The 21,327-nt window shown below is 51.2% G+C and carries 20 protein-coding genes and 5 pseudogenes; 21 read left to right on the top strand and 4 right to left on the bottom strand.

What is annotated here, in order from left to right:
* The 20 genes and pseudogenes from ACWWJF_RS28285 to ACWWJF_RS28190 form a co-directional block, all read left to right on the top strand.
* Positions 1–333 (top strand): annotated as a pseudogene (locus ACWWJF_RS28285) (Rha family transcriptional regulator); the annotation flags it as partial.
* A gap of 193 nt (positions 334–526) precedes the next feature.
* Positions 527–1,052 (top strand): annotated as a pseudogene (locus ACWWJF_RS28280) (phage antirepressor N-terminal domain-containing protein).
* 247 nt (positions 1,053–1,299) lie between these two features.
* Complete coding sequence (locus ACWWJF_RS28275; protein ID WP_455871577.1) at positions 1,300–1,647, top strand: BRO family protein; 348 nt, start codon at positions 1,300–1,302, stop codon at positions 1,645–1,647.
* The gene (locus tag ACWWJF_RS28270; RefSeq protein ID WP_455871576.1) at positions 1,647–1,883 is read left to right on the top strand and encodes a hypothetical protein; all 237 of its coding nucleotides are present in this window, start codon (positions 1,647–1,649) and stop codon (positions 1,881–1,883) included. The genes ACWWJF_RS28275 and ACWWJF_RS28270 overlap by 1 nt, the downstream gene beginning before the upstream one ends.
* Positions 1,880–2,089, top strand: a complete 210-nt coding sequence (locus ACWWJF_RS28265; protein WP_455868550.1) for a hypothetical protein — start codon at positions 1,880–1,882, stop codon at positions 2,087–2,089. Before ACWWJF_RS28270 ends, ACWWJF_RS28265 begins: the two co-directional genes overlap by 4 nt.
* A 99-nt stretch (positions 2,090–2,188) precedes the next feature.
* Positions 2,189–2,422 (top strand): DUF2560 family protein, encoded by a 234-nt coding sequence (locus ACWWJF_RS28260; RefSeq protein ID WP_291972560.1) that lies wholly within the window; start codon positions 2,189–2,191, stop codon positions 2,420–2,422.
* A 10-nt stretch (positions 2,423–2,432) separates the two neighbouring features.
* Positions 2,433–2,918 carry a DNA-packaging protein gene (locus ACWWJF_RS28255; RefSeq protein ID WP_455870894.1) on the top strand — a complete coding sequence of 162 codons (486 nt, stop codon included), beginning with the start codon at positions 2,433–2,435 and terminating at the stop codon, positions 2,916–2,918.
* Complete coding sequence (locus tag ACWWJF_RS28250) at positions 2,896–4,401, top strand: terminase large subunit domain-containing protein (protein ID WP_455868549.1); 1,506 nt, start codon at positions 2,896–2,898, stop codon at positions 4,399–4,401. Before ACWWJF_RS28255 ends, ACWWJF_RS28250 begins: the two co-directional genes overlap by 23 nt.
* Positions 4,401–6,578: a portal protein gene (locus ACWWJF_RS28245; RefSeq protein WP_455868548.1), complete on the top strand. Its 2,178-nt coding sequence runs from the start codon at positions 4,401–4,403 to the stop codon at positions 6,576–6,578. The genes ACWWJF_RS28250 and ACWWJF_RS28245 overlap by 1 nt, the downstream gene beginning before the upstream one ends.
* A gap of 12 nt (positions 6,579–6,590) precedes the next feature.
* The gene (locus ACWWJF_RS28240; protein ID WP_455868547.1) at positions 6,591–7,502 is read left to right on the top strand and encodes a scaffolding protein; all 912 of its coding nucleotides are present in this window, start codon (positions 6,591–6,593) and stop codon (positions 7,500–7,502) included.
* The gene (locus ACWWJF_RS28235) at positions 7,502–8,785 is read left to right on the top strand and encodes a P22 phage major capsid protein family protein (protein ID WP_455868546.1); all 1,284 of its coding nucleotides are present in this window, start codon (positions 7,502–7,504) and stop codon (positions 8,783–8,785) included. Before ACWWJF_RS28240 ends, ACWWJF_RS28235 begins: the two co-directional genes overlap by 1 nt.
* Positions 8,786–8,822: 37 nt before the next feature.
* Positions 8,823–9,041 (top strand): hypothetical protein, encoded by a 219-nt coding sequence (locus ACWWJF_RS28230; RefSeq protein ID WP_455868545.1) that lies wholly within the window; start codon positions 8,823–8,825, stop codon positions 9,039–9,041.
* Positions 9,019–9,543 (top strand): packaged DNA stabilization gp4 family protein, encoded by a 525-nt coding sequence (locus tag ACWWJF_RS28225; RefSeq protein WP_455870893.1) that lies wholly within the window; start codon positions 9,019–9,021, stop codon positions 9,541–9,543. Before ACWWJF_RS28230 ends, ACWWJF_RS28225 begins: the two co-directional genes overlap by 23 nt.
* On the top strand, positions 9,503–10,924 hold the full coding sequence (locus tag ACWWJF_RS28220; RefSeq protein ID WP_455868544.1) for a packaged DNA stabilization protein: 1,422 nt from the start codon (positions 9,503–9,505) through the stop codon (positions 10,922–10,924). Before ACWWJF_RS28225 ends, ACWWJF_RS28220 begins: the two co-directional genes overlap by 41 nt.
* A complete protein-coding gene (locus tag ACWWJF_RS28215; protein WP_455868543.1) occupies positions 10,921–11,424 on the top strand; it encodes a DNA stabilization protein in 504 nt (167 codons plus the stop codon). Before ACWWJF_RS28220 ends, ACWWJF_RS28215 begins: the two co-directional genes overlap by 4 nt.
* A gap of 9 nt (positions 11,425–11,433) precedes the next feature.
* Positions 11,434–11,889 (top strand): DUF2824 family protein, encoded by a 456-nt coding sequence (locus tag ACWWJF_RS28210; RefSeq protein ID WP_455868542.1) that lies wholly within the window; start codon positions 11,434–11,436, stop codon positions 11,887–11,889.
* A gap of 2 nt (positions 11,890–11,891) precedes the next feature.
* Positions 11,892–12,566, top strand: a complete 675-nt coding sequence (locus ACWWJF_RS28205) for a DNA transfer protein (protein ID WP_455868541.1) — start codon at positions 11,892–11,894, stop codon at positions 12,564–12,566.
* Positions 12,566–14,011: a phage DNA ejection protein gene (locus ACWWJF_RS28200; RefSeq protein WP_455868540.1), complete on the top strand. Its 1,446-nt coding sequence runs from the start codon at positions 12,566–12,568 to the stop codon at positions 14,009–14,011. Before ACWWJF_RS28205 ends, ACWWJF_RS28200 begins: the two co-directional genes overlap by 1 nt.
* Positions 14,011–15,927: a DNA transfer protein gene (locus ACWWJF_RS28195; RefSeq protein ID WP_455868539.1), complete on the top strand. Its 1,917-nt coding sequence runs from the start codon at positions 14,011–14,013 to the stop codon at positions 15,925–15,927. Before ACWWJF_RS28200 ends, ACWWJF_RS28195 begins: the two co-directional genes overlap by 1 nt.
* A gap of 99 nt (positions 15,928–16,026) precedes the next feature.
* Entirely contained in the window at positions 16,027–17,274 is a 1,248-nt protein-coding gene (locus ACWWJF_RS28190; protein ID WP_455868538.1) for a phage tailspike protein, read from the top strand.
* Between the two features lie 756 nt (positions 17,275–18,030).
* On the opposite strand, the pseudogene ACWWJF_RS28185 reads toward ACWWJF_RS28190, so the two are convergent.
* From ACWWJF_RS28185 to ACWWJF_RS28175, 3 genes and pseudogenes are all read right to left on the bottom strand, one after another.
* Positions 18,031–18,411: pseudogene (locus tag ACWWJF_RS28185) on the bottom strand (ORF6N domain-containing protein); the annotation flags it as partial.
* A 408-nt stretch (positions 18,412–18,819) separates the two neighbouring features.
* Positions 18,820–19,245 carry an organic hydroperoxide resistance protein gene (locus tag ACWWJF_RS28180; RefSeq protein WP_455871575.1) on the bottom strand — a complete coding sequence of 142 codons (426 nt, stop codon included), beginning with the start codon at positions 19,243–19,245 and terminating at the stop codon, positions 18,820–18,822.
* Between the two features lie 88 nt (positions 19,246–19,333).
* Positions 19,334–19,696, bottom strand: a pseudogene (locus ACWWJF_RS28175) (MarR family winged helix-turn-helix transcriptional regulator); the annotation flags it as partial.
* Between the two features lie 73 nt (positions 19,697–19,769).
* On the opposite strand from ACWWJF_RS28175, the gene ACWWJF_RS28170 reads away from it, so the two are divergent.
* Positions 19,770–20,938 (top strand): IS3 family transposase gene (locus ACWWJF_RS28170; RefSeq protein ID WP_455868696.1). Its coding sequence is split into 2 segments (ribosomal slippage): positions 19,770–20,025 and positions 20,025–20,938, totalling 1,170 coding nucleotides; the frame shifts between segments, so codons are not numbered across the junction.
* Between the two features lie 8 nt (positions 20,939–20,946).
* Here ACWWJF_RS28170 and ACWWJF_RS28165 read toward each other — a convergent pair.
* Positions 20,947–21,057, bottom strand: a pseudogene (locus ACWWJF_RS28165) (MarR family transcriptional regulator); the annotation flags it as partial.
* Positions 21,058–21,327 lie beyond the last annotated feature (270 nt).

The raw sequence follows: 21,327 nt of genomic DNA, 5'->3' as shown, positions 1-21,327 counted from the left end.
CCAATGACTGACGCTATCAAGCATGAGCGTGAGGCTCAGGGGAAAAACCATTGCGCCGCACCACTTCAGCAACGAGGCGATTTAATAAACCGCATTGCACTTGGTATGACATCCGCAAAATTTCGAGTCCACCATGAAATAGGCAAGAAAGAATCTATCCGTGACTATCTGACGCCAGAGCAGATCCATTGCATTACCGAACTGCAACGCGCCAACACAGTATTCATTGGCATGGGGTGGGACGTTGAACAACGCAAGGCCACGCTGATGGGAATATTCAACAAAAACCATTGCCAGCCACTGATTGAAGAACAACACCGACTGGCGGCTTAGTATGACAAAAAGCGAAAGAGAAACGTTGAGGCTCGGTTAATCCGGGCCTTTTTCATCGGTGCAGTGCATGCACCCATCACACGTCGGACCTTGTTTAGGAATGAGCCTTTGAGGAAGCAGCTGGCTAGTGCTGCCTTCGACGGGCTGATTTCCTATGCGCCAAAGGTTCATTACCTAAGTAAGGATAAGCACTATGCAAGCAATCACCGTTCCGTTTCATGGAAATGCTCTGTATGTCATCAACCATAACGGCGAACCCTATACCCCGATGAAACCTATCGTCGAAGGAATGGGGATGGATTTGGAAATCACAAAGAACCAAGATAAAACAGCGCTTTGCTAAAGGAGGGGTGAAAATCACCATCCCTACGTCTGGTGGCCCACAGAAGATGCTTTGTCTGGCTCTGCGCAAATTAAACGGCTGGCTTCAGACCATCAGTCCCAACAAGGTTAAGCCCGAAATCCGCGACAAAGTGGTTCAGTATCAGGAGGAGTGTGATGACGTGCTCTATGAATACTGGACTAAAGGTCAGATTACCAATCCACGCAAGCGCAGCGTCATTCAGGAACTCAATGCAGCTTGCGCCGAATTAAAAACGGACAAAGCCGTTGCCAGCGTGTTTGGCACGGTATTGAACGAGTGGAAAGGTATTAAGGCGGCACATGCGAAGAAAATAAAAGTGCTGATTGAAGAAGCTCAATTTTTGCTGACGTTTTAACTGGTGGTGAGTGACACAAAAGCATTGTCAATGAGTCTGCTAATTCAGCGGCAATGCTAGCGACTGGCAGCCTGAAAGACTCCCGTCCTCGCAAACGCGGGGCTTTTTTCGCCTGCGCTTCACACGCGCATATCAACACAACCCTGAGACTATTCACAAAAGCGACCTTGGAGAACGCCAGTAATGGGTGTGCTCAGGGGCTGGCTGTTCGTGTGATCTGAGGTCTCTTTTTTGAAGGTAAACACCAATGAAAGCATTAACGTTTAAAAATCACTCTGTGGTGCCGTTCGACAACGGTGACGGGAAAATCTGGTTTACCAGTGCACATATGGCTGAATTGCTCGAATACTCTGATGAGAAATCAGTAAATCGCTTGTATAACCGCAATAAAAATGAATTTACAGACGAAATGAGCCGGGTGGTCAGTGTGACCTCTCGTAATAAAAACAAAGAGATACAATACAATCGTGTGCGTGTGTTTTCTCCGCGGGGAGGCCATCTGCTGGGTATGCTGGCGGATACTAAGATAGCCAAAGCATTACGCCGCTGGTTACTTGATCTGGTTGACAAAGAATCTCAGCCAAATTGGCACTAATGAATATTAACCAGCTTAAAGAACTGACGCTGGGTGAGATGCAAAACCGCTTATTGCAGGTAAATGAATGGTCGTTGGACACATTTGGTCGTCCAGGCAGCAAAAGCATGACAATCCGTAAGCTGCACCTGAAAAAGATTCGGGAAGCGGAAAAATTGATATGTGAATTATCTCAGGTAGCTATTCCGGATCTGGGTGACTTTCCCGATGCTGACGAGGATCCGGAAGCAGCATGAAAGACTACACGCCATTCATTGAAAAGCATGTTGTCGCCGAACTGGTGAAACAGGGCTATGAGCCATCGGTCGCCCTGAAGGGGGCAGACAGGGCGGTAGACCATTACCGTCACAGTGCTTCCGCCAGCGCCAGGGGCAAGATGTTTGACGATTGCTTTCGCATAGCAAAGGCATGGGCGATGAAATACCAGTCCAAAAAGAAATGACGAAATCCAGAGCATTCTCCCGAGAGTGTTCGATATTTCAGCATGAAGTTTATGTGCACCTACAGGAAGAATCCCCACTCAATAGCAGGAAACTCCAAAATGACCGCAATCACCGAATTAACAGACGTTCAGCAAATGAATCTTGAACTGCTGCGACTGGTTCAATCTGACACCGCAGCGGCAGAAAAGGCCATTGAATTTGTTGCTGGCGTTAAGCTGAATTACGAGCTGTTCAAAGACCAGTACACACTCGCAGCCGCCGAACAAACCCCGCTTGCTCGCACTGAAAAAGCTATCCGCGAGGCAAAAGAAGCGCTGACACTATTTGGATGAGGAAATGATTATGGCAGCGCCAAAGGGTAACCGATTCTGGGAGGCTCGTAGCAGTCATGGGCGCAACCCTAAGTTCGATTCGCCCGAGGTGCTATGGTCAGCCTGCTGTGAATACTTCGAGTGGGTAGAAGAGCACCCATTGTGGGAAATGAAGGCCTTCTCGTATCAAGGGGAAGTGACGCAAGAACCCATCGCAAAGATGCGAGCAATGACATTAACGGGTCTATGCCTGTTCTTAGATATTGCCGAAAGCACGTGGCAACTATATCGCGCTCGTGAAGATTTTATGATGGTCACTACGCGAGCGGAGAAAGTCATCTACGACCAGAAATTCTCTGGCGCTGCTGCTGACCTGCTCAACGCAAACATCATTGCCCGAGACCTGGGCCTCAAAGAACAGTCACAGGTTGAAGACGTGACATCTGATAAGGGAGATCGCGGCAAGCGGCTTTCTCGAATTCAGGAGCTTTTACGTGGCAAACGCAGCGACGATTGATATCGATGAGCTAACAGAAGACGAGCAGATAGAATTGCTCGAATTACTGGAAGAAGAAGAGAACTACCGCAAAACCCACCTGCTTTACGAGTTCACTCCATACAGCAAGCAAAGAGAATTTATCGACGCAGGGCATGATTACCCCGAGCGATGCTTTATGGCTGGCAACCAGTTGGGTAAATCTTATACCGGTGGTGCTGAGGTGGCCTTTCATCTCACCGGGCGCTATCCCGGCACTAAAGGATATCCCGATGATGGTAAATACGGCGAGGACTGGAAAGGTAAGCGCTTCTATGAGCCGGTTGTGTTCTGGGTCGGTGGTGAGACTAACGAGACAGTAACGAAGACCACACAGCGCATTCTGTGTGGTCGTATCGAAGAGAATGATGAACCCGGCTACGGATCAATCCCGAAAGAGGACATCATTAGTTGGAAGAAGTCACCCTTCTTCCCGAACCTTGTCGATCACCTGCTTGTTAGGCACCACACTGCCGATGGTGTTGAAGATGGCATGTCTATCTGCTACTTCAAGCCGTACTCACAAGGTCGCGCCCGTTGGCAAGGTGACACCATCCATGGGGTGTGGTTCGACGAAGAGCCGCCGTATAGCATTTATGGTGAAGGCCTGACGCGTACCAACAAGCACGGGCAATTCTCCATCCTGACATTTACCCCGTTAATGGGAATGTCGGACGTTGTAATCAAGTTCCTCAAAAATCCCAGCAAGGCGCAGAAGGTGGTCAACATGACCATTTATGACGCTGAACATTATTCTGATGAGCTGCGAGAGCAAATCATTGCTGGCTACCCAGAGCATGAGCGTGAAGCTCGTGCGCGTGGCATCCCGACGATGGGTAGCGGTCGCATCTTCCAGATACCGGAAGAGACGATTAAGTGCCAGCCGTTCGAATGTCCTGATCATTTCTATGTTATCGACGCGATGGATTTCGGATGGGATCACCCGCAAGCACAGATTCAACTCTGGTGGGACAAGGACGCGGACACAATATATGTCGCTCGCGTGTGGAAAGACAAAGAGAAAACAGCGGTTCAAGCATGGGGCGCTGTCAAATCATGGGCAAGTAAAATTCCCACGGCGTGGCCTCACGATGGCAATCAGCATGAGAAGGGCGGCGGTGAGCAACTTAAAGCTCAATATGCTGATGCGGGTTTCATGATGCTGCCTGAGCATGCAACGTGGCCCGATGGTGGTAACGCCGTTGAGCCAGGAATCACTGAACTGCGTGACATGATGCTCGATGGTAGGTTCAAAGTGTTCAATACCTGCGAGCCATTCTTTGAAGAGTTCCGCCTCTATCACCGCGATGAAAATGGAAAGATAGTCAAAATCAACGATGACATTCTGTCTGCCGTTCGCTACGGCTACATGATGCGTCGCTTTGCCAAGCTGATGCGCGACATCAAGAAGCCGAAAGAAAAGAAAATCCCAGCACCGATTAAACCCGTTTCCCGAGGAAGATAATGGCTGATAACGAAAGCAGGCTGGAGAGCATTCTGTGTCGCTTTGACGCAGACTGGACAGCCGGAGATGAAGCCAGAACAGAGGCGAAGAATGATCTCTTCTTCTCTCGCGTCTCTCAGTGGGACGACTGGCTAACGCAGTACACAACCTTGCAGTATCGCGGTCAGTTTGATGTGGTGCGCCCAGTCGTGCGCAAGTTGGTCGCAGAGATGCGTCAGAACCCTATCGACGTGCTGTATCGACCGAAGGACGGAGCTAAACCAGACGCTGCTGACACGCTGATGGGGATGTATCGCACTGATATGCGACATAACTCAGCAAAGATAGCGGTAAACGTCGCTGTGCGTGAGCAAGTAGAGGCTGGTGTAGGGGCGTGGCGCATCGTCACTGAGTACGAAGACCAAGACCCGACCAGTAACAACCAGATTATCCGGCGCGAACCAATTCACTCAGCCTGCTCATGTGTCGTCTGGGACAGCAATAGCAAGCAGATGGACAAGAGCGACGCCCGTCACTGCACTGTCATCCATTCGATGAGCCGTAACGGCTGGGATGATTTCGCAGAAGAGCACGACCTGGATGCAAGCAATCAGCCTAGCTTTCAGAGTCCCAATGATTGGGTATTTCCTTGGCTGACGCAGGACACCATTCACATCGCTGAATTCTATGAGGTGGTGGAGAAGAAAGAGACAGCATTCATCTATCAGGATCCGCTAACAGGCGAGCCCGTCAGTTACTTCAAGCAAGATATCAAGGATGTTATCGACGAGCTTGCAGAGCGCGGCATGGTGAAGATTGCAGAGCGCAAGATTAAGCGCAAGCGCGTGTATAAAACACTGCTCTCATGCACTGACATCTACAAAGACAAGCAACTGATCGCCGGTGAGCACATCCCTATTGTGCCGTGCTATGGCGAGTGGGGATTTGTTGAGAGCAAAGAGGTGTACGAGGGCGTTGTTCGCTTGACTAAAGATGGGCAGCGCCTGCGCAACATGATCATGTCATTCAACGCCGACATTGTTGCACGCACGCCGAAGAAGAAACCTATCTTCTGGCCTGAGCAAATCCTCGGTTACGAGCACATGTATGACGGAAACGACGATTACCCGTACTACCTGTTGAATCGCGCGGATGAAAACAACGGTGAATTGCCAACTCAACCCATCGCATACATGGAGAATCCAGAGGTTCCGCAGGCTAACGCCTACATGCTGGAAGCGGCAACCAATGCAGTGAAAGAGGTCGCCACTCTCGGCGTGGATGCGGAGGCAGTGAACGGCGGACAGGTGGCATTCGATACTGTTAACCAGTTGAACATGCGCTCTGACCTCGAAACCTACGTGTTTCAGGACAACCTGGCTACAGCCATGCGGCGAGATGGTGAGATTTACCAATCCATCGTTAACGATATCTATGACGTCCCCCGCAACGTGACTATCACCCTTGAGGATGGAAGCGAGAAAGATATTCAGTTGCTCGCTGAAATGGTTGATCTGAGTACCGGGCAGCATGTTGTCATGAATGACATTCGCGGCCGCTATGAGTGCTATACCGATGTTGGCCCATCATTCCAGAGCATGAAGCAGCAGAACCGCGCAGAGATTCAGGAACTCCTTACCAAAGTTGTGCCTGGCACCCCTGAGTGGCAAATGCTCCTACTTCAATACTTCACGCTGCTTGACGGTAAAGGCGTCGAGATGATGCGCGAGTATGCCAACAAACAACTGGTAATTATGGGGCTGAAAAAACCGGAGACACCGGAAGAGATTCAGATGGTGCAGCAGGCGCAGCAGCAACCACAAGAACCATCAGCAGAGCAGACGCAGGCACAAGGTGTATACCTGCAAGGTCAGGCTGAATTGCTCAAAGCGCAGAACCAACAGATGCAAATCCAGGTTGATGCGGCGAAGGTCGAAGGCCAGAACCAGCTTAACGCTGCCAAGGTTGCTGAAATCTTCAATAACATGGATCTGGACAAGCAAGCAGCATTCCGTGAGTTTTTATCGCTCATGGGTAAATTCCAACAACAGAACAGCGATGACGCCCGAGCCAACGCTGAGCTACTTCTCAAAGGCACCGGACAGCAGCATCAACAGCGGCTGGACATTGCCAACATCCTGCAATCGCAGAGACAGAATTCACCTTCCGGCAGTGTAGCCGAGAAATCACCTCAATAAGAGAGAGTTAACATGACCGATACCACCGACATTCAGGAAACTGAAGGCCAAGCCCTGCACGTCGATAATGCGGCGGCAACCGCAGTCGATACCGCGTCAAATGCCAACGACGCACAGTCGCAGGATGCAGGCTTTGAGATTGTCCTGAAAGACGATGAGACAAAACCGAAACAAGACCCGGAAACCAACGCCAAGTTTGCAGCTAAACGCCTTGAGCGTAAGCGGCAGCGTGAGATTGAACAGCAGATGCAGGCGGTTCAACGTGGCGAGGTGCCGGAGGATTTGCGGGTTAATCCTGAGTTACCGCCTCAGCCAGACATTAATGATTATCTGTCTGATGCTGCAATGGAGAAGTACGACTTTGATCAGGGTCGAGCGCTGGCGGCATTCCAAGCCGCTCAGTCTGACTGGCAAATCAAGGCTATGGACGCTCGTAGCAACGCAGTAGCGGAGCAAGGGCGAAAAACTCAAGCATTCACCCAGCAATCAGCGCAATACGTTGAAGCGGCGCGTAAGCACTACGATTCGGCAGAGAAACTAAATCTTCCCGACTATCAGGAGAAAGAAGATGCGTTCCGGCAGTTAGTCCCGGCAGGCGTGGACACTACCATTATGGATCTCTTTCCTGAAAAGTCGGCGGCCATCATGTATCACCTGGGCGCAAACCCAGAGAAATTACGCCGAATCTTAGCGCTTGACGGTCAACGCGCACTCATCGAACTCACTCGACTATCTGAGCAATTAACTCTCAAGCCTCGCGGGACTCAGGTTTCCTCCGCGCCCCCGGCTGACCAATCCATTGCAGGTGATGTGACGGCGGCTAATACCGACGCCATTCGCAGACAGATGGAGGCGGCAGCAAGCAAAGGTGACACGGACGCCTATCGCGCACTCAAGGCAAAACTTAATAAAGGAATCAGATAATGGCTTTGAACGAAGGTCAAGTAATTACCTACATGGTCGATGAAATCATCGAAACCGTGGAAAATATCACACCGATGGCTCAGCGCGTCGGTAAATACACTCCCCACGCTGGCGATATGCAACGTTCGCAAAACACCGTATGGATGCCACTGGAACAGGAAGCGCCAACTCAACAGGGTTGGGACTTGACCGGACAGGCAACGGGCATTCTGGAATTGTCCGTCAAATGCAACATGGGTGTGCCGGATAACGACTTTTTTACTCTGCGTGCTGATGATTTGCGTGATGAACGGTCAATACGCCGCCGTGCTGCTGCATCTGGTCAGAAACTGGCTAATAACGTTGAGAACGCTATCGCAAAACAAGCGGTTGAAATGGGCTCTCTGGTAGTTGCTAGCACGTCTGCGATTGGTTCCGCTAAAACAGGATGGGATTTCATTTCCGAGGCAGAGGCGCTTATCTTCTCTCGCGAATTGAATCGCAGTGCTGGCCTGTCATTCTTCTTCAACCCTACCGATTATCGCGGTGCGGGTCAGGAATTGGCGGGTAAAGACTTATACGGCCGCATTCCAGAGGAGGTATATAAATCTGGCACGATTCAGAAACAGGTCGCCGGGTTTAATGAGGTGCTTCGTTCACCCAAAATGCCAACGCTGTTAGCCTCTACGGCAACGGGTATCACGGTATCCGGCGCACAGAAATTCAAGCCGCAAGCATGGGTTGCTGACGCTGACGGTAACCGTGAAAACGTGGACAACCGCACGGCAACAGTGACGTTAAGTTCTGGAACTGGACTGAAACGCGGCGACAAAATTTCGTTTGCTGGCGTCAAGTACCTTTCTCAGATGGCTAAAAACCTGCTGACACAGGATGCAACTTTTTCTGTTGTAGCTGTTAACGGCACTCAAGTCACCATCACACCAAAGCCTATTGCTCTGGATGACACAGCATTGCTGCCGGAAGAACGCGCATACGCCAACGTAAACACCTCATTGGCCGACACTATGGCGGTGAACATTCTGAACACCACCACTGCGCAATCCAACGTGTTCTGGGCTGATGACGCTATACGCCTTGTATCACAGCCGATCCCCATCAATCACGAATTGTTCTCTGGCATGAAAACCCAGAGCTTCTCAATCCCGAATGTGGGGCTGAACGGCGTTGTAGCCTATCAGGGTGATATCAGCACCCTGTCCGGTAAATGCCGCATCGCGTTGTGGTACTCGGCATGTGCGGTTCGCCCCGAGGCAATCGGTGTTGGGTTGGCTAATCAGGCATAACAAACAGGGGCTTCGGCCCCTTTATTTTGAGGTGCGCATGTCACAGATGATTTATAAGCCGGGCGGAAAAACGAAAGTTTGGAACACTACGGCTCACGTTCTCGTCATTGATGAGGCTGACTTGGAAGAATATCTGGCTGATGGCTGGTTAGACCATCCGAGTAAGCTGTTTGATGCTCCTGAGCCTGAGACAGAAAAACCGAAGCGTGGCCGCAAACCGAAGGCGGTGAATGATGAACCTGAAAACGAAGGGTGATCTTGTTAATGCCGCGCTACGCAAGCTCGGCATTGCATCTAATGCCACGCTGACGGACGTCGAGCCACAGTCAACTGAGGACACGGTAAACGACCTCGAAATGATGATGTCCGAGTGGCTTGGCGGATCGGATTCACCGGGTATTGATGTTGGGTATCAGTTTGCAGATGCAGAGATTGACCCACTGCCCGGTGATGATCACGGATTGCAGAATAACGCTCTCAGCGCTGTTATTTCAAACCTAGCGTGTCGGATTTCTCCTGATTATGCCATCGAACCTACAGCAAAATTAGTCCTGAATGCCCGAAACGGCAAAGAGCTTCTTGTGAAGCTATCTGCAATGTCTCGCGCCAGAAAAGCAAGGTGCAGATCAGGATACCCAAATCGTATGCCAATCGGTTCGGGCAACATTCTTGCTACACAGGTTGGCTGGCGTTATTTCCACAGAAAGGAACCGTGCGATGTCGATTCAACAACTCCCTCTAATGAAGGGGACGGGTAAAAACTTCCGCGATGCCGATTATGTTGATCTCCTGCCGGTAAACATGCTGGCCGTTCAGAAGCCCGTTCTGAATGCCGACGGATATCTGCGTTCATTCCCGGGATTGCGCAGGCTTCGTGATTCAGATGGCCCTTCCCGGGGGGTGATGTTCAACCCGCACAACCGGGTAGTTTATCGGGTAATGGGCGGAAAAGTGTATAAAGAAAATACAATAGTCGGTACCGCACGGGGCCATGGGCGGGTATCGATGTCAGGGAGCGGGAGCAGCCAGGGCGTTGCCATTGATGGTGAGTTGGTGCTTTTCCGGTATGACGGACAAGTAAAATGGCTGGCAAACTGGGATGTGGCCACCGGGTTCGAGCAATATGATATCGGGTCTGTGAGGGATATATGTCATGTGGGTGGGCGTTATATCTGGGTGAAAGACGGCACTGCCACGTTTGGCATTACGGATCTGGAGGATGAATCAAAACCGGACCGGTACCGGGCCTTCTACAGTGCAACCGCGCAGTCGGATGTGATTGAAGCGATAGCAGAATGGCGCGGCTCGGTGGTCTGTTTTGGTTCATCGTCAATTGAATTTTTTTATCTTACCGGCGCGGTGGACGCCAGCTCTCCTATCTATGCGCCCAATGCATCACTGACCATCCCTGTTGGCATAGCGGGTGTTCACTGCAAGACGCGTTTCATGAACAGCTATGCGTTTATCAGCGGGGCCTCATCCGGACCTCCGTCCGTATGGCTTATGGATATCGGGAAAGCCCAGCCTCTGTCCACTGCCAGCGTGGATGCTGTATTGCTGGGTTATACCGCCGATGAACTGGCAACGGCGTTCATGGAATCACTGACGTTTAAGTCGCATGTGCTTTTAATCATCCACCTTCCCCGTCATACCTTGGTTTACGATGCATCTGTCAGTGCAGGTGGTCCAGCCTGGTCGGTACTGAAGTCCGGTGTGGCTGACGATATTTATTACGGGTGCGATTTTATGTTTGATGGTGAACGTATAACGGCGGGTGACAAGCTGCGGGGGCTTGTCGGTGTGGTGGATTTTTCTCTGTCCTCGCTTTACGACGAGATGACCGAGCATATTCTGTTCACCCCGTTGATATCGGCCGACAATGCCCGGCTGTTTGATTTGAGTCTGGAATCCTCTTGCGGACTTTCTTCAGTGACGGGGACCCTGTTTGTTTCCGCCACGCCGGACGGGATTAATTTTGGCCGTGAGTGTCTGGTGGTGCTTGATAAACCTGCCGTGTATGACAGGCGTGTCCTGGTGCGCAAAGTCGGGCGCGTTCGCCGGAACATCGGTTTCAGACTCCGCATCGTGAGTTCTGCCCCGGTGACGCTGTCCGGCCTGACCGTGAGGGTTGAGTCATGAGCGATGAACTGAACACGCCGCTCCAGGGTTCACCCGGAATTGACCCACTCTCCATTCCTGATGCGCTGGGTCCCGTATTCAAGTTGCAGCTGATCACGCTGATAAGCCATATCGGGATGATTGCTCAGCGGGCAAGCAGCGCCGGGCAGACAGCCTTCAGCGGTCAGGAAGAAATTAAATCCATAAAACAGAGAGTTGCAGTGATAGAGCGCGATTATCTTTCGACAGCGCGGGACACACCGCAGGCTCTACTCTCATCGCTGGGTATCGTCACGAAACTGCTGATTGACAACAAGCAGGTGGTGGGTCCCCGTGAAACAGGATGGGCAGCGGCCACTGGCACAGCATTTATCGGCGCATTCAACGCTGACCAGTCATACGCAGCAGGTGCAACCTATTCGCAGGCAGAAATTCAGGCGCTGGCCGCTGGCCTTGTTAAAGCTCAGCAACGCATAAAAGCGCTGGAGGATATGGCTCGCACACATGGTCTTATTGACTGAGGCGTGAATATGATTAGCTTCAAACCAACACGCAATATCGACTTGATTGAGGCGGTAGGAAATCACCCGGACATTATCGCAGGAAGCAATAACGGAGACGGTTACGACTACAAACCAGAATGCAGATATTTCGAGGTTAATGCACACGGACAGTTTGGCGGGATTGTCTACTACCAAGAGATTCAGCCGCTGACTTTTGATTGCCACGCAATGTATCTGCCTGAGATTCGAGGATTTAGCAAAGATATCGGTCTGGCGTTCTGGCGATTCATCCTGTCAGAAACCAATGTCCAATGCGTCACATCATTTGCTGCCTGCAAGTTCCGTCACGGGCAAATCTACTGCGCGATGATCGGATTAAATCGCGTGGGAACCATCAAGAAATACTTCAAAGGCGTTGATGACGTCACCTTTTACGCAGCCACTCGCGAAGAACTAACCGACTTCCTCAATCACGGGAGATAACCATGTTATATGCATTTACGCTGGGCAGGAAACTGCTAGGCGAAGAACCCTGGTGCCCTGAAAAGGGGGGTAAAGGCGGTGGTAGTGACAATGGGGCAGGGGCTCAAGCTGATGCCATGAACCGCGCCACTGCATTACAGCGCGAGCAGTGGCAGACGGTGATGAATAACCTTTCGCCATTCACGCCGCTTGCTCAGCAGAACATATCTCAGTTGCAGAACCTGTCCACGCTTGAGGGTCAGGGTAGTGCGCTAAATCAGTATTACAACTCACAGCAATATAAAGACCTTGCGAATCAGGCCCGCTATCAGAGTCTTGCAGCTGCTGAGGCAAACGGGGGTCTTGGCTCCACCGCAACCGGAAACCAGCTTGCTGCCATCGCGCCTACGCTTGGTCAGAACTGGCTTTCAGGCCAGATGAACAACTACCAGAATCTGGCGAATATCGGTCTTGGGGCGTTGACCGGTCAGGCCAACGCCGGTCAGGCCTACGCCAACAACACCGGCCAACTATTGCAGCAGAATGCGTCACTTGCAGCGGCTAATGCTAATAAGCCATCGTCATTGCAGCAAGGCATCGGCGGCGCATTAAGTGGCGCGTCCATTGGTATGGGGATTGGTGGGCCGTGGGGTGCTGCCATCGGTGGTGGGCTTGGGTTGCTTGGAGGGTTGTTCTGATGGCTACCTGGAACCAAGGTATTAACTCTGGCGGCTTTCTGGCTGGTATCGGCGGAATGAACGAAAACGCCCCACGCGCCCGCGATGTTAACGCCACTCTCGGCATGATTCGTGATAACAACGACTTCGCCCGCGCAGGTGGTAACAACGTTGGATTGCAGGCATTACAGGGGCTGCAAGGGTTGTCTGATGCTTACAAGCAAAACCAGCAGGCAGAGCGTCAGAAAGTATTCCAGCAGGAGTTCGGCAACGCTTTTAAATCGGGCGACCGTACCGCCATGCGTGATTTGGCAGCGAAATACCCTGACCAGTTCGAGAATGTGCAGAAAGGCATGGGATTCATTGACGATGACCATCGTACAACGATGGGTGATCTAGCGATGAATGCACAGGTAGCAGCAGGGCAAGGGCCGGAAGCATTCGGCAACTTCCTGAAAACCAATGCTGACGAGCTTAACCGTATTGGCGTAAATCCGGCAGATGTAGGTCAGACATACCAGCAAGACCCGAAAGGTGCATCTGACCTGTTCGGCAATCTGGCTATGTTCTCGCTGGGACCAAAGGGTTATCTGGAAGCGTTGGATAAGCGCGAGGGACGCCAGAATGACGCGGCAAAACTGACAGAGCAGGTGCGCAGTAATAGGGCAAGCGAAGGTTTGCAGGCTAGAGGGCAGGATATTAGTTTTCAGAACTCACTGAGAACCAGCGGTGGGTCTGTCCCCGCATCTGTCCGAGAATACCAATATTTTCAGAGCCTCGGGCCAGATCAACAAAAAACATATCTCAGGGTGCGCGGTAGGCCAGAGGCGATGGGGGATAGCATGGTTCAACTGGCAGACGGGCGTACTGTAAGTGTCACTGGCAAGCTGCATGGATCTGGTGCCAGTGCTTTCTATGAAGGGGTTGATGACGCCGGGAATATGGTTCGCGTCCCCGCTAGCGCTATCGCTGCGCCTCCAACATCAGCAGCGACGGCGCAGAATTCCGCCATGAAGAAGGATCTGGACGCCATCGAGGGTGCTAGCGCAGGGGCTCTTGGGGTTATGACAGGGATTACTGGTGGCACGGGTAAGCAAGCTTTAGGCGCAGATGTAAGAAGTCGGTTAAGTGGTGGCGAGCAACGCCAACTATACAATGCTGCACAGAGGATTCAGGGAAGAATGCAAAACCAAGGTGTTGCGGCTGCCCGCGACATGGGGGCCAGCGGAATTAACACGGTGGCAGAGGCCAAGATGTATTTTCAAGGTATGCCACAGTTTGATTCTTCAAGCCCAGAGGCGGCGAAAAGGTCTGCACGCGAGATTCGAGAGTATACTGACAACTACAACCAGCAGTACAACGTTAATGTGGGTGGTAGTAAGTCTCAGCAGCAGGCACCGCAGCCAGCTCAACAACCAACACAACCGCATCAACAGGGCGGCTTTTCTTCGCTATGGGGTGATTAATGCCAAAGGCATGGAAGGACGTAATAGCTTCCCCTCAATATCAATCCCTATCTCCGCAGCAGCAAACAGAAGCACAGGCGCAATACTTTGACGAAGTGGTTGCCCCCCGCACTGGTGAGAATTGGGCTGAAGCGAGAGATCAGTTTTATTCGGCATACCCTTCTGCCCTTGAGCAGCAGCGAGCGCAAGAGCAACAGACTCAATCTCAATCACCGTCCATGGCTGATAACGTTGAGCAAGCTGCCAGGGGGCTGGTAAACATTCCGTTTGATATTCTCCAGGGTGGAGCTGATTTAATCAATGCCGGAACTGGCGCGGTTGGTCTTGGTGATGTGCTCGATCCTATTTATCGCCCGGTAGACAGGCCCACTGACAAATTCGCTCAGGCTGGCGAGGCAATTGGCGGATATTTAATGCCGATTGGCGCGGCAGCAAAAGTAGCTCTGCCAGCGGAGTTGTTGACTAGATCGCCATCTCTGGCAAGCGGGATAAGCACTGCCGGTAACATGATAACAGGCTCACTTGCTGAGGCTTCTAATCAGCAGGGAGATTTTGCCGCTAATGCTGCTCAAAACGCCGCAATTAATCTAGGCGCTCAAGGTCTGCTTTCTGGTGCTGCCACTGCAATAGGTAGAGGTGTTACGGCTCTCAAGGGGAGTATTGCACCAGAGGCACAGCAAACCATTGCGAATGCTGAACGCATGGGTATTACCCCAATGACGTCAGATATGGTCAAGCCGAGAAATGCATTCACGAGAGGGCTCCAACAAGATGCGGAAGGTGCCATTTTAGGAACAGGCGAAAAAAGAGCGGAGCAGTATGCGGGTAGAAGCAAACTTGTCAGTAATTACCTAGATCAAGTAGGCGAGTACAATCCTGATGATATCGTTAAGTCACTGACATCAACATTGAAAGGTAGAAAGGACGCAGCCGGGGCAGTTATTGATGACGTAACCACGAAAATGGGTGCGTCACCAGTTGAAACAACCAACTCTATCAGCGCAATAGACACCAGCATTGCAAGACTGGAGCGCCTCGGGACTTCTGCCGATCAGGGGTTATTAGGCACGTTAAAAAACCTGAAAGACGAACTTTCAAGCCAAGGAGTGGATTTCGACCTGCTTCGCCAGCATCGCACAGCTTTCCGGTCAAATGTTCAGGGTGATGCCATGGTTTTCCCTAATCAGGCAAAGGCGATCACCCACATGGTAGAGAATGCCATGAGTCGTGATTTACGCTCATCGGTAGGTAAAACGCTCGGGCCATCTGACGCGGCAAAATACATCAAGGCCAACTCAGACTACGCAAATATTTACAACAAGGTTTTGAATAAGCGCATATCCACGATATTGAATAAAGCGAGTAACGAAGCCACGCCAGAACTGATAAATAGCATTGTATATAGTCGTAATGCCTCTGACATCAAGAGAATTTGGTCAGCCCTTGACCCTAAAGGTAAGGATGCAATGCGTGCGGCATATATCACAAAAATGGCAGATGCGGCGGGTGACTCACCGGCAAAATTCATGACCCAAGTGAATAAACTGAAAAAACAAGCCGGTGGTGAAATCTACAATAGCGTATTTAGCGGGAGGCACATGAGAGAGCTTGATGCGCTGGATGACGTTTTGCGTACCACATCAAGATCCGATGCCGCAAACGTTGTTACTCAGACTGGTCAGTCTCAGGCAAACAGGCTGAGAATGATGGGTAGTGTGCTGTCTCTCGGAGCGACGCTTGGGATTGAAGGAGGTTTTGGTACATTGATGCGCCTATACGAGTCAAAGCCAATGCGAAATGCCTTGCTGCGATTGGCTGGCACAAAAGCAGGAACGGCAGCATACGAACGAGCATTAAATCAAGCTGCAAATATAGTTAAGCCAATTTTGGCAAACCAAGCTACCCAGCAAGAGTAAAGCGCGGCAAATGAGATAACCCAACCTAACCCGCTTCGGCGGGTTTTTTATTACCGCAGATTCGCTCTGTGGGGACGACTCACGCCCGGAGAAATATTTATGGCCGATATTAATGCTAACGTCGCGGTCCGCATACCGTCTTCGCTGTTCGTTATGCCGCGCAGTTTTAAACCCATCCCGAACGGGAATATTTACATCGGTCGTCCTGATACCGACCCGACCCAGCCCCTCAATCAGATCCCGGTTTATTATGCGAACGAATCCGGCGTGATGGTGCAGGTGGCGCAGCCTCTGGTGATAAACAACGCCGGTTATCCGGTGTACAACGGCGTGGTGACCGACTTTCTCACAGAAGGTCCCTATGCGATGGCAGTTTATAACACGAGTGGTGTGCAGGAATTTTATTTCAGCAACATCATGCCGTCGATCGCCGGCGGGCAGGCCATTAACCTGAAGAAATTCCTGACCGTGCCGGAAACCAGCGTTGAGGCGCTGCCGGATGTGAATATGCGCAAGAATAAACTGCTGGGCTTTGATGCTTATGGCGATCCGATAGCAATAGCCAACCAGACGGGACAGTACAATCCGGTGGAAATTGCACTGACCACACCCCCCGCCCCTGAAGATAAGCAAGTATACCTGTTGATAGGGGGCTATAAGGTTCCGGCATGGCCGACGCGCGAGAACACACACATGGTTGGTTACCCGACAGCCCCGCGCATTGTGTCGCCGGTTTTCAGCTTCCGGGCGGCGGTGAATCACAATTACCGCATCCCGTTTGCAATACTGAATGCGGAGCTGCCAGCGGCATTACAGGTCACGGCAGACAAGCCGGAGAGATTTACCCCCTTAAAAGCCTCACGTCTGACACAAAGCAGCGGTGTGATTGACATGACCACGAATTATTCGGGGCGAGATGATGAGAGGTCGGTGATCACGCTGACTGATACGTTAAGCGGAACGATGCAAAGTTTTACCGTGTTACACAGCCATACGCCGCTGGACTCACTGACCGTCTCGGCCTCTACGATCAGTGATGGTACAATCCATATGGAATATGAGCCACAAAATTTGCCACAAAACACCCACAAGTACGCCGCGGTCATTAAGCCAGAGGTGACTATCAGTCCCGACATCAGCCACCGGGTTGCCCACATGCTAAATTATTTTAATGAAGCCGTTGTGGTAAGAAAGAACGCGGTATTTACCCCGTTTGTGACAGAGATAACCCTGGAGGCGCCGTATAAAGGAAGTCTTGAGGTGATACTGAAAGATTCGCTGAACGGATTAACGGTCTCGAAATTCGTGGATGTGGATTTTGCAGGACGGCAAGAAAGAAGTGAATAAAAAATTGGCTTTGTTGAATAAACAGATTTTATGCTGCACCCGGTGAAACGACAGATCCTCTCAACGCAAAACCCTTTCCCCTCTCAAGGTTCACCGTTTTTCTCGGCCAATAACCTTATCATCCCCCACGCGGGACAGGAAGCTGGAGCGACTACCATACTCAGGATGTGCAGATGCGGCGGTAGATGGATTTCCAAAAAGTCTCGGGCCACAGCGATATCGCCGAGGTTTTTGAACAGGGAGTCATGTTGGGAGAGTGAGGATGTTGTCATCGGCGCAGTATACCTTGCTCAGGTTACGGTATGCCATCGAAATCCCCGGCCCTTCAACGAGCCGGGGCGGCTGTCAGTGCCTCTGCGCGAACTGCTTGAGTTCGGACTTGTGCCAGCGGGTCAGCGTATCGGTGAGCATGAAAGCGTTGCTCTGGCTGGCGTCATTAAGCAAGCTATCGATTTCAGCCATCACGCTATCCAGATTCTCACGCTTGCGCACAAGCTGCCTAATGGTTCGTCTCTCTGCGTCAACCATAGCCGATTGCAGACGTTCGATAACAGCCCATATGCGTTCGCATTCTCGGGCGATATTCGGGATGTGGCGGACTTCCATCGGCTGAGGTGAGGGAATGCCGGTGGCTTCGCGTAAAGCGTACCAGATGCCATTGCTCCACGCCTGTTTGAAGCGGAAGTTATGGCTCATGTGCCAAATCAGGCGGGCGAGGTTAGCGGTATCGTTAGCAGTGAAGAGTTCGTGGGACTCGGGTTGATACTGTGGCGGATTGTTAGCACGTTCAGTATTGAAGTAGCAATCTTCCAGTTGCTCGAACACTTCCCATGCTTTATCGGTCTCAAGCATCTTAGCGTGGCGGGCGGCTCCGCGTTCTGTCCAAAGGATGAGGCTACGAGCATTTTTGCCAACTAACCCTCTTAAAGATGGTCTGTTCTTGGCTTCTCGTAATTCATCGTTTTCAAGTTTGAAGAAATGTTTACCTGCTATAAATCTGTCCGCATTTCGGAGATAGTTATTTTGAATATGTTTGACGTCAGTTCCGTAAAGCTGCGCCAGAAGTTCAGTAGTGATAACGGCGATGTTATTGTGGGTAATGACGGACAGAATGTTTGTATTGATTGGGTTGGTCATAATATACATCCTTCTAGATTGTTCAATTTACCCATTGTTCAGATGGGCGGTCGGGTACTTGAACACCGCTAGAAGACGGCCAGCAGCTTTTCCCATACGGGTGTTGTATCGCTACTCGCTACCCGACCATAATAATCTATGGACGTAAAAAAACCGCATTACTTTCGGGCGCGGTATCCGCTTCTAGGGTGTGTTCAGCACCTGAAAGCGACTATAGCGCATGGGATTTCCTTCGTCAAATGTGGGGATTCTGGCGTAGTCGGCAAGTCGAAATGGACGGTAAGTTATTGATAAAAATGTCGTGTATTGTTGTGCTTTGTTGTGTTTTGTCGCCTATCTTTTGAGTACCAATTAACCCTAACTATTTGATAATTATTAGATTAGTACTTTATAACTTCGCTGTGTGGCTTACAGTAGCGTCAGGGTTACGTCGATATTGCCGCGTGTGGCATTAGAGTACGGGCACACGATATGGGCTTTTTCCACCAGTGCTTGCGCGGTTTCACGCGCCAACCCCGGCAGATCAATTTTCAATTCCACTTCAATAGCAAATCCGGTTGGTGCGGCACCGATGCCGACACTCCCCTCAATGGCGGTCGCCGCTGGCAGTGCAATTTTTTCTTTGCTGGCGACAAACTTCAGCGCACCAAGGAAACAGGCAGAGTAACCTGCGGCAAACAGCTGTTCCGGGTTAGTTCCTTCGCCACCGGCACCGCCCAGTTCGCGCGGTGTCGTCAATTTGACGCTCAGTTGCTGATCGGAGGATTCGGCGCGGCCATCACGTCCGTCAGTGGCTTTTGCGTGAGCGACATACAGTACTTTTTCAATGGACATGGTGTAACTCCTACAGGCTATTTTTTATCACGATATTAAATCGTGTGATATTTAAATGGTCGAAATAAAACGTCGAGATTAGCGGCCATCAAAGATTCTCGATCAGTCTGGCACGCAGGTATTCTAACTGCTGCTTCATCGCTTGCAGCGTGCTGTCATCGCATTGCGTTGCACACCGCATGTTTTCCGGTATAGCACTCGCTTTTTGTTGCAATGTGCGGCCTTCTTCCGTCAACCAAATCAGCACCTGACGTTCATCTTCCGCACTGCGCGTTCTGCTGACCAGGCCAGATTGCTGTAATCGTTTGAGCAACGGCGTCAGCGTGGCGGAATCCAAATAAAGCTGCTCACCCAGTTCCGATACCGTAATCCCATCGAGCTCCCACAACACCAGCATGACAAGATACTGGGGGTAGGTGAGTGACAGTGCTGACAGCTGTTTTCGATAGACTGTAGTGGCACACTGATACTGGCCACCTGAGCGGAGGTGATATGCTCACCTCATCAACACGACAGGTGACCTCATGGGTAAACATTTTACGGCGGAATTTAAGCTCGAAGCCGCAAAGCTGGTTGTCGACCACGGCTACACATACGTTAAGGCCGCAGAGGCGGTTAATGTCAGCCATTCTGCCATTAGTCGCTGGGTCAATAAGCTTCGCCTTGAACGACAGGGAAAAACGCCAACGGGACTTCCTCTTACCCCTGAACAGCTCGAGCTGCGTGAGATGAAGAAAAAAGTCCAATGCCTTGAAATGGAGAACGAAATCCTAAAAAAGGCTACGGCGCTCTTAATGTCGGACTCACTCAACGGTTCACGGTAGTCGACAGGCTGAGGGCGCGATACCCGGTCACGGCGTTGTGCCAAACTTTTGAGGTACATCGCAGCAGCTACAGGCACTGGCAGGCTTCCGCTAATGAACCCGACGGTGAGCGCGTGGTTAAGTGTAGCCGCGTCATGGAAGCCTGGAACGCCAGCGGCGGCTCTGCCGGCGCTCGAAGTATCGCGACCATCGTCACCGGCAGCTCCGGTGTCAAAATGGGGCGCTGGCTGGCTGGCAAGCTGATGAAGGAGCTGGGTATCGCCAGCTGCCAGCGACCGGCTCACAAATACAAACGCGGCGGCAATGAACTCGTTGAAATACCGAACTATCTCAACCGCCAGTTCGCGGTTACCGCGCCGGATCAGGTCTGGTGCGGCGATGTGACCTACATCTGGACGGGCAAATGCTGGGCTTACCTTGCGGTGGTGCTAGATCTGTTCGCCCGCAAACCGGTGGGCTGGGCCATGTCGACGTCGCCGGACTCGGCGCTGACAGTTAAAGCGTTGCAGATGGCCTGGGAACTCCGGGGACAACCAACAGGAGTCATGTTCCACAGCGACCAGGGCAGCCACTATACCAGCCGTCAATACCGGCAAGCCCTGTGGCGCTGCCGGATAAAGCAGAGTATGAGTCGGCGGGGTAACTGCTGGGATAATGCGCCAATGGAGCGGTTCTTCCGCAGCCTGAAGACAGAATGGGTGCCGACAAAGGGTTACAACAGCTTCAGCGAAGCCCAGGACGCGATTATCCGCTACATCACGGGGTATTACAGCGCTATCCGGCCTCACTGGTATAACGGCGGCTTAACTCCAAACGAATCTGAGCGACTGTTCTACATACAGTCTAATGCGGTGGCCAATATTAGTTGACCACTACAGACTTTATTCATTGCCAGATTGGCTGAATAGAGTGCGAAACAGAGTTGTCCGTCAAGCTGATAGGCTTGCGCTGGCAATGATGTCGATACTGTCTGCGTTTTCTTGTTCATGAAATACAATCTATATAGACAAAGATTAAATAGTAAGCGATTTAAGAGTAAAAAACTTTGTTTTTTTGATAATAAATTGATTTTAATAATTTTATATTTTCATTGTTATCTAGTCTACAGGTGTCTTAACGTTTTCCTTGCAGGGTTTACATAGTTTCTCCGCATTCTCCGCATTCTCCGCATTCTCCGCATTCTCCGCATTCTCCGCATTCTCCACATTTGACGCAATTGTGGAGACGGAACTTGCAAAGATTTACCCTTACGCTAATT

Source organism: Symbiopectobacterium sp. Eva_TO (genome assembly GCF_053848865.1).
This window is presented reverse-complemented; position numbering and strand designations above follow the sequence as displayed.